At 60.1% G+C, this 13,417-nt stretch carries 15 protein-coding genes; 6 read left to right on the plus strand and 9 right to left on the minus strand.

Features of this window, described 5'->3' with window-relative positions:
• Nucleotides 1-35 precede the first annotated feature (35 nt).
• The 8 genes from flgG to ACNFCJ_RS11350 form a co-directional block, all read right to left on the minus strand.
• Nucleotides 36-821 (minus strand): flagellar basal-body rod protein FlgG, encoded by a 786-nt coding sequence (gene flgG, locus ACNFCJ_RS11315; RefSeq protein WP_003460701.1) that lies wholly within the window; start codon nt 819-821, stop codon nt 36-38.
• A gap of 33 nt (nt 822-854) precedes the next feature.
• Nucleotides 855-1,595, minus strand: coding sequence for a flagellar basal body rod protein FlgF (locus ACNFCJ_RS11320; RefSeq protein WP_003460700.1), 741 nt, complete (start codon nt 1,593-1,595; stop codon nt 855-857).
• Between the two features lie 155 nt (nt 1,596-1,750).
• Nucleotides 1,751-3,055 carry a flagellar hook protein FlgE gene (flgE, locus tag ACNFCJ_RS11325; RefSeq protein WP_092376330.1) on the minus strand — a complete coding sequence of 435 codons (1,305 nt, stop codon included), beginning with the start codon at nt 3,053-3,055 and terminating at the stop codon, nt 1,751-1,753.
• A 24-nt stretch (nt 3,056-3,079) separates the two neighbouring features.
• On the minus strand, nt 3,080-3,769 hold the full coding sequence (locus tag ACNFCJ_RS11330; protein ID WP_092376333.1) for a flagellar hook assembly protein FlgD: 690 nt from the start codon (nt 3,767-3,769) through the stop codon (nt 3,080-3,082).
• Between the two features lie 10 nt (nt 3,770-3,779).
• Nucleotides 3,780-4,223 (minus strand): flagellar basal body rod protein FlgC, encoded by a 444-nt coding sequence (gene flgC / locus ACNFCJ_RS11335; RefSeq protein ID WP_416771398.1) that lies wholly within the window; start codon nt 4,221-4,223, stop codon nt 3,780-3,782.
• 11 nt (nt 4,224-4,234) lie between these two features.
• Entirely contained in the window at nt 4,235-4,642 is a 408-nt protein-coding gene (gene flgB, locus ACNFCJ_RS11340; RefSeq protein ID WP_055986489.1) for a flagellar basal body rod protein FlgB, read from the minus strand.
• Nucleotides 4,643-4,996: 354 nt separating this feature from the next.
• A complete protein-coding gene (gene cheR, locus ACNFCJ_RS11345; protein ID WP_092380390.1) occupies nt 4,997-5,824 on the minus strand; it encodes a protein-glutamate O-methyltransferase CheR in 828 nt (275 codons plus the stop codon).
• Between the two features lie 43 nt (nt 5,825-5,867).
• Entirely contained in the window at nt 5,868-6,800 is a 933-nt protein-coding gene (locus tag ACNFCJ_RS11350; protein ID WP_278619742.1) for a chemotaxis protein CheV, read from the minus strand.
• A gap of 77 nt (nt 6,801-6,877) precedes the next feature.
• On the opposite strand from ACNFCJ_RS11350, the gene flgA reads away from it, so the two are divergent.
• The 4 genes from flgA (at nt 6,878) to ACNFCJ_RS11370 (ending at nt 9,465) form a co-directional block, all read left to right on the plus strand.
• Nucleotides 6,878-7,636, plus strand: a complete 759-nt coding sequence (flgA, locus tag ACNFCJ_RS11355) for a flagellar basal body P-ring formation chaperone FlgA (protein WP_416771424.1) — start codon at nt 6,878-6,880, stop codon at nt 7,634-7,636.
• Between the two features lie 135 nt (nt 7,637-7,771).
• A complete protein-coding gene (gene flgM / locus ACNFCJ_RS11360) occupies nt 7,772-8,107 on the plus strand; it encodes a flagellar biosynthesis anti-sigma factor FlgM (RefSeq protein ID WP_416771400.1) in 336 nt (111 codons plus the stop codon).
• Nucleotides 8,108-8,157: 50 nt separating this feature from the next.
• The gene (locus ACNFCJ_RS11365) at nt 8,158-8,625 is read left to right on the plus strand and encodes a flagella synthesis protein FlgN (RefSeq protein WP_416771402.1); all 468 of its coding nucleotides are present in this window, start codon (nt 8,158-8,160) and stop codon (nt 8,623-8,625) included.
• Nucleotides 8,626-8,715: 90 nt separating this feature from the next.
• On the plus strand, nt 8,716-9,465 hold the full coding sequence (locus ACNFCJ_RS11370; RefSeq protein WP_416771404.1) for a flagellar brake protein: 750 nt from the start codon (nt 8,716-8,718) through the stop codon (nt 9,463-9,465).
• Nucleotides 9,466-9,477: 12 nt separating this feature from the next.
• Here the strand turns inward: ACNFCJ_RS11370 and ACNFCJ_RS11375 are convergent, their stop codons facing one another.
• Nucleotides 9,478-10,794 carry an MFS transporter gene (locus ACNFCJ_RS11375; protein ID WP_179576897.1) on the minus strand — a complete coding sequence of 439 codons (1,317 nt, stop codon included), beginning with the start codon at nt 10,792-10,794 and terminating at the stop codon, nt 9,478-9,480.
• Between the two features lie 461 nt (nt 10,795-11,255).
• On the opposite strand from ACNFCJ_RS11375, the gene sstT reads away from it, so the two are divergent.
• Both sstT and ACNFCJ_RS11385 read left to right on the plus strand, forming a co-directional pair.
• Nucleotides 11,256-12,479, plus strand: a complete 1,224-nt coding sequence (gene sstT / locus ACNFCJ_RS11380; RefSeq protein WP_143507696.1) for a serine/threonine transporter SstT — start codon at nt 11,256-11,258, stop codon at nt 12,477-12,479.
• Between the two features lie 164 nt (nt 12,480-12,643).
• Nucleotides 12,644-13,321, plus strand: coding sequence for a hypothetical protein (locus ACNFCJ_RS11385; RefSeq protein ID WP_416771405.1), 678 nt, complete (start codon nt 12,644-12,646; stop codon nt 13,319-13,321).
• Nucleotides 13,322-13,417: the final 96 nt, after the last annotated feature.

Below are 13,417 nucleotides of genomic sequence, written 5' to 3' on the forward strand. Positions count from 1 at the left end.
CAACACTCTGCCCGCCCTAGCGATCCCGATCAGACTCAAAGCGTCTGCGTGATGAACTGCAACATGGAATCGGCCGTGGAAATGACCTTCGAGTTCATTTCGTAGGCGCGCTGTGTCGTGATCATGTTGACCATTTCCTCGACGACACTGACGTTGGAGTTTTCCAGGGTATTTTGCAAAACGGTGCCCAGGCCATTGAGGCCCGGCGTTCCCACTTGCGGAGCGCCACTGGAAGCGGTCTCCAGAAACAGGTTGTTGCCAATCGCCTGCAGGCCGGCCGGATTGATGAAATCGGCGGTCTGCAGGTTGCCGATGATCTGCACCGCGGCGCTGTTGGCGGTGGTCACGGACACCGTGCCATCCTCCCCGACGGTGAAGGTCTGGGTTTCGGCGGGCACGACGATGGCCGGCTCCAGGGCGAAGCCGTTCGACGTGACGATCTGGCCGTCGGAATCGAGGTGATACGTGCCGTCGCGCGAATAGCCGATGGTGCCATCGGGCAGCAGAATCTGGAAAAAACCGCGCCCGTTGATCGCCATGTCCAGTGGCTGGTCGGTGGTCTGCAGGCTGCCCGTGGTGAAGTTCTTCTGGGTACCGACGATCCGTACCCCCGTACCCAGTTGCAGGCCGGACGGCAGCTCGCTGTCCTGGGTCGATTGAGCGCCTGGCTGACGGCGGATCTGGTACAGCAGATCCTGGAACTCGGCCCGGTCGCGCTTGAAGCCGGTGGTCGAAACGTTGGCCAGGTTGTTGGATATCACCGACAGATTCATGTCCTGGGCGGACAAACCGGTCTTGCTGACCCAAAGCGCTGGAAGCATGTCTATCTCCTCGCCCTGCGCGGGCGCTACTCGTTAGCTGATCTGCATGACACGGGCCATGGACTCGGAGCCCTCCTTGGCCGTGTTCATCATCTTGACGTGCAGTTCGAATTGTCTGGACAGGGCGAGAATGGCCGTCATCTCTCCGACGGCGCTCACGTTGCTGCTCTCCAGGAAGCCAGAATGCAGGCGTACGTTGGCATCCGCTTCGAGCAACTGGCCGTCTCTCATATGGATGAGGCCGTCGCGCCCCTTGCGCATCTGCGCGGTATCGGGGTTGACCAGCTTGATGCGGTCGACCTCGGCCAGGACATTCGGCGCTTCGCCCAGGGCGCGAATGCTGATCGTGCCGTCCTGACCGATCTCGACTTTCTCCTCGGGCGGCACGGCGATGGGCCCGGCATTGCCCATGACCGGCAACCCATTGCCGGTGCGCAGCATGCCTAGGGCATCGATCGACAGGCTGGCGGTGCGTACATAAGCCTCGGAGCCATCCGGGGCCTGCACGGCAATCCAGCCATCACCCTCTATCGAAACATCCATATCCCGCCCGGTTTCCTGCAGTACGCCGGGCGTGAAATCCGTAGCGGGCCGCTCGGACATGGCGTAGACCCGCGCCGGATAGCTGTCACCGAAAACCGGCATGGCCCGCGCCTGTTCCAGATCGGCGCGAAACCCGCTGGTGGAAATGTTCGCCAGATTATTGGCATGCGCCTTTTGCGCATAGGTGTTCTGGCTCGCGCCCGACATGGCGACATAAAGCAATTTGTCCACTTCGACCTCCGCCGTGAAAACGACTCTCGGACAGATCAAAGCAAGGCACGTGCCAGGCTAATAATTTTAAGTAAGTTATTGTTTTTAAAAAACAAAAAAGCCCTCCATCACGGAAGGCCCTTTTGACGGCGGCAAGAATATGCCGCCCGCCGCCGTCAGCGGATGTTGATGATCGTCTGGGCGATCGCATTCTCCGTTTCGATGGTCTTGGCATTCGCCTGGTAGTTGCGCTGCGCGATGATCAGGTCGACCAGTTGCGCGGTCAGGTCGACGTTCGAATCCTCCAGCGCACCGGAGACGATCGAGCCCAGCGTACCGGAGCCCGGCGTACCTATCACCGGCTCGCCCGAGGCCAGCGACTGCTTCCAGGCCGTTCCGCCCACCGGCGTCAACCCCTGCATGTTGGCGAAGGTGGCCAGCGCCACCTGGCCAATCAAATTGGCCTGGCCATTGGTATAGGTGGCGAACAGTTGCCCGGTCTCGTCCACCGACAGCCCGGACAACTGACCGGTGGTATAGCCATCCTGCGACAGGCTGTTGACCGCGAAGCGGGTATTGGTCTGGGTCATGTTGCGTAGATCCAGAGTCACCCCCGATGTGCTCGCCGCGGCACCGTTGTCGCCCCAGGTGACCGGATCGGTGGTGGCGTCGGTGATGGTCGCCGGCACCCAGTCGGCCAGCGTGATGGTGCCATCGGCATTGACCGTGAAGTCGCTGGAGGCCGATGCCTGCAGCCTGCCGGAGGTGTCGAACGACAGCGACGCCTGATACGGATCGGTGCTGGCGGGATCACCGGGATTGCGCCCGTCGATCAGCACGTGCATGCTCCACTCGTTGCTCGCCTCCTTGACGAAGTACTGGGTCATGGTGTGCTCATTGCCCTGGGAGTCGTACAGGCTCACCGAGGTCGACCAGTTGAAGGAACCGGAGACCGTGGGGTCGAAGGCGATGGTGGGCACCGTCTCGGACGAGTTGAGCGCCACCCCCTGGGTAACGGTCGAGGTGGCATTCGGCGCCTGGTTGCTGGTGTCGACGGTCAGATTGGTCAGCACGCCATTGACCAGGTTGCCATCGGCGTCCACCCCGTAGCCCATCAGGTTGTTGCCCGAGTTGTCGATGACGTTGCCCTGATTGTCCACCTTGAACGCGCCGGAGCGGGTGTAGAGCTGGGTGCCGCCATCGTTGACGATGAAATAGCCACTGCCATTGACGGCCAGATCCAGGCTGTTGTCGGTGTAGCTGATGTTGCCCTGGGTGTGCTGCTGGGCGATATCCGCCGTAATCACCCCACTGCCGACCGCGTTGCTGCCGGTGCCGAACATGCTGCTGGCATAGAGGTCCGCGAACTCCGCACGCGAATACTTGAAGCCCGTCGTCCCGGTGTTGGCGATGTTGTTGCCCGTTACATCCAGGTGGGTGCTGGCCGCCTTCAACCCACTGAGCGCCGTATTGAACGTCATGTCTTATCTCCCGATGCCTGTTGATTACTGGCCGACGCTGATGACTTTGGATAGCGCGACATTTCCGGCACCCGCCAGGTTCAGCGTCATGTCGCCGCCCCCGATGCCGAGCGTCACGCTGTTGACCGTTGCCGGCAGATAGGTTTCCAGCGCGGTGGACGTGCCACCCAGCGACGCGGAGGCCGAGAATTTGTAGGTGCCCGCGGGCAGCAGTTGGCCGCTCTCATCGGTGCCGTCCCAGGTGAAGTCCACCAGGCCAGCGCTGCTTTGATTATCCAGCGGTATGCTTTTGACCAGGCTGCCCGCCTCGTCGTAAACCCTCACCGAGACGTTGTCGGCCGCCGTTGGAACCACCAGCGTGCCGGTCAGCCCCGAAACACCATCCACCTGGGTGCTGCTGGCGGAAACCATCACGCTGCGCCCCACCAGGGAAGAGGCTTGCAAAGCCTGCGACGATTGATAGCTGCCCAGCAGCGAGTCCATCGAAGCGGAGATATTGGTCAGACTTTCCAGGCTGCTGAACTGCGCAAGCTGAGCCACGAACTCGCTGTTGTCCTGCGGATCCAGCGGGTTCTGGTTGTTCAACTGGGTCACCAGCAGCATCAGAAAGTCATCCTTGCCCAGGCTGGAGTAGCTGGATTCGTTGGTGTTGCTGGTCGAGGTGCCGGAGTATGTCGACAGCACGCTGCTGGAAACAGTCTCTGTGGTGCTCATGGCTATGTCCTTACTGACCCAGGGTCAGAACCTTCTGCAGCATGGTCTTGGCGGTATTCATCATTTCCGCATTGGTTTGAAAGGCTCTACTGGCCGAAATCATGTCCGCCATTTCCTCGACCACATTGACGTTCGGATAGAACACGTACCCATCCGCATTCGCTGCCGGATGACTGGGCTCGTAGCGCATGTCGAGATTGCTCTGATCCTCGACGATGCCGAGCACCTGCACCCCACTCCCCGCCTCGTCCTGCTCGGCGAACAGCGAACCACTACCACTGTTCTGCGACTGCTGGAACACGGTGGCGAACACCGGATGACGGGCACGGTAGGTCTGCTCGATACTCGAAGAGACAGACTCCGTGTTGGCGATATTGCTGGCCACGGTATTGAGGCGAGTGCTCTGCGCGCTCATGCCGGTTCCGGCGATGCTGAAAACACTGGCAAGGGACATGGCCTGACTCCTTATTCGCCGCGCAGGGCTGCAGTCAACCCTTTGAATTTGCTGTTGAGAAAGGTAAAGCTGGCCTGGAACTGCACCGCGTTCTCGGCGTAGTTCGACTGCTCGATCTGCAGGTCGACGGTGTTTTGATCCAGCGAGGCATGGAACGGCGTGCGGTAAGGCAGCTCGGCCTCGCCGGTCTTCACGCCCTCGGCTGGGATGTGGCGGCTATCGGTGCGGCTCAGAGAAACGCCGCCACGCTGCATGCGGCTGCTCTGTTCGGCCAGTACGCTGGCGAAATCCAGATCGCGCGCTTTGTAGTTCGGCGTATCGGCGTTGGCGATGTTGTTGGCCAGCACCTCGGCGCGCTGGGCGCGAAAGCCGAGGGCCTGTTCGTGAATACCGAGTGCTCTGCCGAAGTTGATGCTCATGTTCCGAACCTTTGCCGCTTGGGCCATGTGGTCACTGTTGTGAGCTATTCAGCAAAGGCTGTGCCAATTTATTTAATCCAATTAAATCAATACTTTAATAGCATTCAGGCGGAAAAATAACGGCAAAGCGGCAAGGCTTTACCGCCTACGGACAAGCAAGCGGCAAAGACAACCGGACAGATTGCCGCCCCGCCGAACCCTGGGGCGCGCGATGCGCATCGGTTCTTCTGCACCAGGCCAAACCGCTGGTGCGCACGGCGAAACCTATCCGATCGGGCCCATGGTTTTCAGAGTCCAGAAACGCAAACGGGAGGCCAAAGGCCTCCCGTTGCTGATACCAAACATGCCTTGCGCCTATTTGGCCTTGTAGATGATCCCCGGGCTGCACTGCACCATCTGGTACTTGTCCGGCAGGCCATTGAGCGCTTCGGAGGCGCCAAGGAACAGATAGCCACCCGGCTTGAGGGTGGCATGGATGCGCGTGAGGATGTCCTTCTTCACTTCTGCCGAGAAGTAGATCAGCACGTTGCGGCAGAACACGATGTCGAACTTGCCCAGCGCCGCATAACTGTCGAGCAGGTTCAGTGGCCGAAACTCGACGCGGCTCTTGATCGGCGCCTTGACCTGCCAGCGCCCCGGCCCCCTGGAATCGAAATAACGCTGCAGACGCTCCTGCGACAGACCGCGGCCCATGGCCAGGCTGTCGTACTCGCCGGACTTGCAGTTGCTCAGCATCGACGGAGACAGATCGGTGGCGACGATCTGCACACCCGCCTTGAGCTGGCCGAGGTTGGTACGCTCGAACTCGTCGATGGTCATCGACAGCGAATAGGGCTCCTGCCCGGACGAACAGGCCGCCGACCAGATGCGCAGACGCTGGGCCGGGTAGGCCTTGATCAGCTCCGGCAGCACCCGGCTCTTGAGCACCTCGAACGGATAGGTGTCGCGAAACCACAGGGTCTCGTTGGTGGTCATGGCATCCACCACCTGCTCGCGCAGCCCTCCGCGCGGCTGGCTTTGCATGCGCTGCACCAGTTCGCCCAGGGTCTTGATGCCATTCTGCTCCATCAGTTTGTTCAGACGACTGGAGACCAGATACTGCTTGTTGCTACCCAGCAGAATACCGCAGGCCTTTTCCAGGAAAGTCCGGAACTGCTCGAAATCCAAATTACCTGAAGACACTAGTGCCGCCTCACCAACCATAACGTTCACCAAGGTTTGTCCCTCAGCCCCCATCCGCTACCCGAATGCGCTCGACCACCCGCGCCGCCAGATCATCCGGCTTGAACTTGGCGAGGAAATCGTCGGCGCCGACCTTCTTCACCATCGCCTGGTTGAACACCCCGGACAGTGAAGTATGCAGGAGGATGTGCAGCTTCTGCATGCGCGGATCGCTGCGAATCTCCGTGGTCAGCGTATATCCGTCCATCTCGGGCATCTCGATGTCGGAAATCAGCATCAGCAGTTCCTTGTCGGGATTATGCCCCTCGTCGGCCATTTTCTTGAGGTAATTGAGTGCCTCGCGGCCATCGTTCAGCGCCGTCACCTCGACGCCAACGGTCTGCAGGCAGCGCAAAACCTGTTTGCGCGCCACCGAGGAGTCATCGACGATCAGCACATGCTTGGTCAGCGCCTGACTCTGCACCTGATCATCGATGACGCCAGCGGAGATCACTTCCGAGGTCGGCGCGACTTCGGCAAGAATCTTCTCGACATCGATGATCTCGACCAACTGCTGGTCGAGCCGCGTGACTGCTGTCAGGTAGTGATCGCGTCCGGTGCCCTTGGGTGGCGGATGGATCTCCTCCCAGTTCATGTTGACGATACGTTCGACCGAGCGCACCAGAAAACCCTGAACCTTGGTGTTGTACTCGGTGATGATCACGAAGCTGGTCTTCAGATCTTCCAGCGCGGCACGGCCGGTAGCGATGGAAAGATCGAGAATCGGGATGGTGCCCCCGCGAATGTTGGCCACCCCCCGCACCACCGGACTTGATTTGGGCATGATGGTGAGTTTCGGGCATTGCAGCACCTCTTTCACCTTGAATACGTTGATACCGTAAAGCTGTGGGCCTTCCAGGCGAAACAGCAACAACTCCAAGCGGTTCTGTCCCACCAACTGAGTGCGCTGGTTAACCGAATCCATCAACCCGGCCATGCCCGGACTCCTTCTTATCCAGTAACGCCTACCCCGTTGAGCCTAGCAGGCGGCACGGGGCTTGCTTTGCATTGCTTATGAAGCAGAGAACGTCATCATTCCGTCAGCTACTAGCAAAGTGCCTTGCCCCTTTGCCCGTTTTACTCGCTTTGCCGACACTCGGCTACAGCGCTACGGCGGCTGCCACCTTCACCAGCACTGAACAACTTATCGGCGCCACCGAGGCCTTTCTTGAGCAGGCGACCACTGAATATCTACAGCGTAGCGAAATTCAGGGCCGCCATGAGATTCGCGTCAACCGTCTCGACCCACGGTTACGCCTGCCTCTGTGCGATCAGCCGCTGACCACCACGCTGGAAAGCCCGGCGCAGCCGCTGGGCCGTGTCACTACGCGCGTGCGCTGTGACGGCAGCGCTCCGTGGACAGTATTCGTGCCCGCTGAAGTGCGCTTGTATCGCCCCATTGTCGTACTGACTCGCCCGCTCAAGCGCATGAGCGTAGTCAAAGCTACGGATTTGAGCCTGGTTGAACGCGATGTCGGTCAATTGGGTCAGAACTTTCTCACCGACCTGAATCAGGCGATCGGCAAAAAATTGACGCGCCAGCTCGGTAGTGACCAGATTCTTTTGTCTACCCACCTGCAAGTAGCCGAAGTCATTCGTCGAGGCGATCAGGTGGTGATCAGCGCTCGTGGCTCCACGGTCAACGTACGCATGCCCGGCGAAGCCCTGACCGACGGGGCCCCGGGCGAGCAGATCAACGTGCGTAACCTACGCTCGCAGCGAGTGGTTCGCGCTCGTGTAGTCGGGCCAGGGCAGGTAGAAGTATCAATGTAGGCATGTTTTTTGTGGCGCATAGGTCTGGCGATTCCCTACACTGCTTAATGTCGCGATGAAATTAATCCTAAAGTTTTCCTGGCAGCAGCCGAGAAGCATGGCAAGCGTCCACCATATCGTCTGAGGTTCTGCATCATGGTCATCGACTTCAACCGGCTGAACAATGCCAATACGCCCGCCAATGCGGGACGTACCGGCGCGACTCAGGCTGGCAATCGCAATGAGTCGGCACAGCCGAACAAAGCGCCTGTCACCGGCACTGATGAACAGACCAACACCAAGAGCGGTGAATCGGTGCAACTGAGCCGTGAGGCACAGCAGTTGCAAACAATCGGCGAGAAGCTGCGTGATCAGCCCATCGTCAACAAGGAGCGTGTGACCCAGCTGAAACAGGCCATCGCTGATGGCAGCTATCAGGTCGACAGCAAACGCGTCGCCCAGAAACTGCTCAACTTCGAATCCCAGCGCTAGTCTCAGGGCTGCGCTGGGGGTGTTGGACGCCCGACCCCCAAGAGCCCGCCATGAACGACACAGCCTTGCTTGACCTCTTCACCAACGATATCGGCACCGCCGGGCAATTGCTTGAGCTGATCGATAGCGAATTCCAGGCCCTCACCGAACGTGACCTGCCGCGCCTCGACAGCCTGCTCAGTGAAAAACAACCTCTGCTTGCCCTGCTTCAACAGCACGGCAACGAGCGCAGCCGTCTGCTGCAAAACGCCGGTCTGAGTGCAGATCGCGAAGGGCTCACTGCGCTGGCGAGCAAATCCTCCGTAGGTGATCAGTTGCTGGTACGCAGTGAGGAGCTGTCCGCTCTCCTGCAGCGCTGCCAGGAGGCCAATTTGCGCAATGGGCGTTTGATTCGCGCCAACCAGGCCTCGGTCGGCAGCGTCCTTGGTATTCTGCGCGGCGCAGAGACACCCGGCCTCTATGACAGCCGTGGTAGTGCCGCTAGAATCGCGCAGCAAAGACCGCTCAGCCAGGCCTGAGCCATCCCCCAACAAAAAGCACAGGGACATGCAGGCACTCTGCCAGTATGCTAGTGCCGTTATAGCTCATGAACCGGAGAGTTCCGTCCTGTGTCCAGCGCGTTCAACGACGAGAGCGGTCCTCAGCCGCCCAAGGTGCTCAAGACATCCGTCGAGATCATTGCCATCCTGCGTCAACTGCAACAGAACCATGACCCCCTGATCATTCAGTTCAAGGGGCGCGGCCTGCGCTTCCAAAGCTACCTGGTTGAAATCGATAAAGACCGTGCTCGCGTGGCACTGGACGAAATCATCCCCAACGATGGCGAGCGTTTTCTCAAGCAGGGTGAAACCTTCAACATAGAAGCGCTTCGCGACGGGGTACGCGTCGCCTGGACCTGTGATCATGACGTGCAGCTCGGCGAGCTCGAGGGAGCCCCCTGCTACTGGGCGCCGCTACCCAGTGAGGTAATCTATCACCAGCGCCGCAGTGCCTTTCGCGCACAGTTAAAGTTGAGTGATTTGGTCAAGGTGGTTCTTAATGGCGACAAGCTGCGTGAACCGCTACCCGGCCATTTGCTGGATATCTCGGCCGGCGGCTGCAGACTACGTTTTGCCGGCGACCTCACCCAACAGTTGAGTGGAGGCCAGGTACATGAGCGTCTCACAGCTTATCTGCCCTTCGGCAACCTGACCTGCGCAGTGGAAATACGCCATGTGCAATACGAGGACAAGGTCGACATGACCTTCGTCGGCACTCGTTTTCATCGCATGACCGGCCTGGAGCAACGCCAGGTCGAGCGCTTCGTCTACCAACTGCAGCGAGAGGCACGTCGCACCGAGAGCGACGACCCCCTCTGAATTTGGCAGCCCTTACTGGGCTGCCTGTGTTTTCTGCTGTTCCTCTTGCGCCGCAGCCGCTGCAACTGCTGGTTCCTGCATCTGTTCCTGCACGGCTTGCTCGTCGACCCTCGGGTCTAGCGCTGCAACCAGCGGTGAACTGGTGACATTACCGGGCATGGCCATATGCTGCAGTGGCGCATCATCGACCTGATGCTGATGGGTGACGACCTCTGGGCGAATACGCCAGACCAGGATCAGCGCACAGACACTGACAAACACATAGAGCATGTTGGCGCCATAAAAACGCATCAATACACCCGCCAATAATGGACCGATGCAGGCACCAACACCGAATGTCACCAACAGCATGGCCGTCAGTGATACCCGCCGCTCCGGCTCGACATGGTCATTGGCCAGGGCCACGGCCAGTGGGTAGAGGCTGAATTGCATCATGCTGACCAGAAAGCCGACACCGAACAGCAGGCCGAGAAATACCTGTGGCAGTGCCGCCAACGGCAAGGCAGCCAGCAGCAGCAAGACCGAACAGCCACGAATCAGGCGCACGCGGTCATGTCGATCGGAAAGCCAGCCCAGCGGCCACTGCACCAGGAGCCCCGCCAGGATGCAGCTGCCCATGAACAGCCCCACCTGCTCGGTCGATAGCCCCATCCGAGTGGCGTACAAAGGCGCCAGGCCATAAAAAGAACCGATCAACAGGCCAGCCACGGCGATAGCGGTCAGCGACAGCGGCACGCGACTGAGGAAGAAGCGCAGCTCCAGCGGTGCCGGATGCAAGGGCGCCGGGTGTAAACGCCGGGTCAGCGCTACGGGCACCAGGCACAAGGCGAAGCACAGGGCGACCAACATGAGCAATTCCAGACCCAGCGTCGGATGCACCACCAGCGCCAGCTGCCCAAGAATCAGGCCCAGGTAGGAAGCCCCCATATACCCGCTGAACACCAGGCCACGCTGCCTGGCTTCGGCCTGCTCGTTGAGCCAGCTCTCGATCACCATGTACTGACACATCATGCCCAGGCCCACCAACATGCGCAGGAACAGCCAGAATGGCAGCCACTCGATCAGCCCATGGCCCAGCACAGCCGCCGTGACCACGCCGGCACAGGCCACGTAAGCACGGATATGCCCCACCCGACCGATCAGTCGATGCCCCAGCTTGCCGCCGAGCACAAGGCCAAAGTAATTGGCCGCCATCAGCGCACCGACCCAGAGACCATCCACGGTGTCAGCCAGACGCAGGGCCAGGTAGGTACTGAGCAGGCCAGAGCCGAGCAGCATCAGCAAGGTGGCGAAATAGAGCGAGCGGAATGACTTCCAGATCAATCGCATTGACGGGTAAAGCTCCTTGTACGGTAACCGGCATGGCGGCGGGCCTACGCGGCTAGGACGACGCCCCTGGGGCGTGCGGGCGATGCAACTTTCGATGCTCTGGAAAACGAACAGTTCGATTGCCAACTCATCACGATTCAGACGCTCGCTTGCGCCGCACATGGTACAGCGTAGCGTCAATTCTTCCTGTTCTTCGAGCGACCACGGGTCACACCCTGCCAGCCGCAGGTTTGCTGATCCGCCCCGGCAACTACCTGGCAGAGCCGGAAGACGAGCCTTGTAGAGATGCGACATGGGCTTGCGCCCTGTCGTCCAGATGCCCGTCCAGCGCACGAACCCCGATCCGGCTGTGCTAGAGTCGCGCGCTATTTTTTCGGCCTGCTCTCCATGGCACTACCGAAAAACCTCTCGAACCAGGCCCGACGCCACTTGCAACGCGCCCAGCAACCAGAGAACTCGCGATGTCCCAAGCCCTTCACCCTGCCCTGCAGCTACTCAACCGCACCAGCCTGGTGACACAGATCATCATCGGCCTGCTGGCAGGTATCGCCCTGGCCGTAATCGCTCCACAGGCGGCACTGTCCGTCGCGTTCATCGGCAACGTATTCATCTCTGCGCTAAAGGCCGTCGCTCCGGTACTGGTGTTCATTCTGGTGATGTCATCCATCGCCAACCACCAACACGGCCAGCAAACCCACATCCGCCCGATCCTGCTGATGTACCTGCTCGGCACCTTCAGCGCAGCGTTGGTCGCGGTAGTGGCCTGCTTCCTCTTCCCTTCCTCGCTGGTACTGAGTAGCCAGGCCGCCGAGCTGACGCCCCCTGGCGGCATCGGCGAAGTCCTCAAGACGCTGTTGATGAACGTGGTAGACAACCCGGTCAACGCGCTGCTGCGCGGCAATTTCATCGGTATCCTGGCCTGGGCTATCGGCCTCGGTTTCGCCTTCCGCCATGCCAGCGCCGGTAGCAAACAACTGCTGGGCGAACTGTCCAACGGTGTGACTGCCATCGTCAAGCTGGTGATCCGCCTGGCACCGCTGGGCATCTTCGGCCTGGTTGCCGCGACCCTGGCCGAATCCGGTTTCGACGCACTGCTCGGCTACCTGCACCTGCTGGTAGTTCTGGTCGGCTGCATGTTGCTGGTGGCCCTGCTGATCAACCCGGCATTGGTGTACTGGAAGATTCGTCGCAATCCCTACCCGCTGGTGCTGACCTGCCTGCGTGGCAGTGCGATCACCGCTTTCTTCACCCGCAGTTCGGCCGCCAACATCCCGGTCAACCTGCAATTGTGCAAGGACCTGAACCTGCACGAAGAAACCTACTCCGTCTCCATACCGCTCGGCGCCACCATCAACATGGCCGGTGCGGCGATCACCATCACCGTACTCACCCTGGCTGCAGTGCATACCCTGGGCATCCCCGTCGATCTGCCGACCGCCCTGCTGCTCAGTGTACTGGCCGCGATCAGCGCCTGCGGCGCCTCCGGTGTGGCAGGTGGCTCGCTGCTGTTGATTCCGCTGGCCTGCAGCCTGTTCGGCATCCCGAACGAAGTGGCCATGCAGATCGTCGCCATCGGCTTCATCATCGGCATCGTTCAGGACTCGGCGGAAACCGCACTGAACTCCTCCACGGACGTGCTGTTCACGGCGGCGGCGTGCATGGCACAAGAGCGTAAGGACAGCTGAGACCCGGCGCGTTAATAGCAAGGCCCACCTCGCGTGGGCCTTTTTTGTGACTGAAATACCCATACATGCAAATGATAATTTGTATTATTAGCGTTTGATTGCTAGATTGCCCCGGTCGCTTCTGCCGACGCGCTCTATTCGCGAAGCTTCCGGGTTCAATCGCCATGCATCCTGCTACCGACCTCGACGCCCTGCTCAAGTCCGTCTCACTCTGCCTGCCAGGCCTGAACGGCAACGTGGCGCCACTACGCAGCGACCAGTTGCTGTGTGGCGGCCAAGGCAATCAGGAGCGCATCGCCACGCTGCACGACTATTGGCAGCAAGCCCACCCCGAAGCCGGGCGACACTACTGGTCCACCCGTTGCTGGACTCTATTGATCTGGCAACCCATCTACCTCAGCCTGTTGGCCGCTCACCTGGAGCACCGCGTACCCTGCCTGAAACGCATGGGGCAGTCGATCCGACAGGGCTTCGTCGGAGGTTTCAACCTACCGCCCGATTGCCCAATGCGTATCGGTGACAGGAATCTTGTCGAGAACGCCGCCGAGCGCCTGATGAACCTGCTGGAACGTCAGCTCGAAGAATTCAACAGCGTCCTAGCGCGGTATTCCAGAGACGAACGCAATGCACACGCGAAGCGCAAAGCCGCGACCCAGAGGCCACGCAGGCTTGCAAAGAACCTGAAGCGAAGTGTTTGGAAGAGGCAGGTCAGACGCGAGAAACGCGTCCGGTCGCGGCACGATCACTGCGAGCTGGCAACCAGAACGTACCGCATTGCGTACAGGTCGACCGTCAACAGCCGAAGGGAAAGGTGCAGCAACGTGAGAGAGCACTACAGGTGAAGATGGCCCCTGCTGGAATCGAACATAACCACTCAAGGCTATGTAATAACTGGCCTTGAGTGTTTCGATATTACCTTCGTACCCCCAAACGTACCC

The organism is Pseudomonas sp. NY15364 (assembly GCF_048068235.1).
In the GTDB taxonomy this organism is placed as follows: domain Bacteria; phylum Pseudomonadota; class Gammaproteobacteria; order Pseudomonadales; family Pseudomonadaceae; genus Aquipseudomonas; species Aquipseudomonas mendocina_D.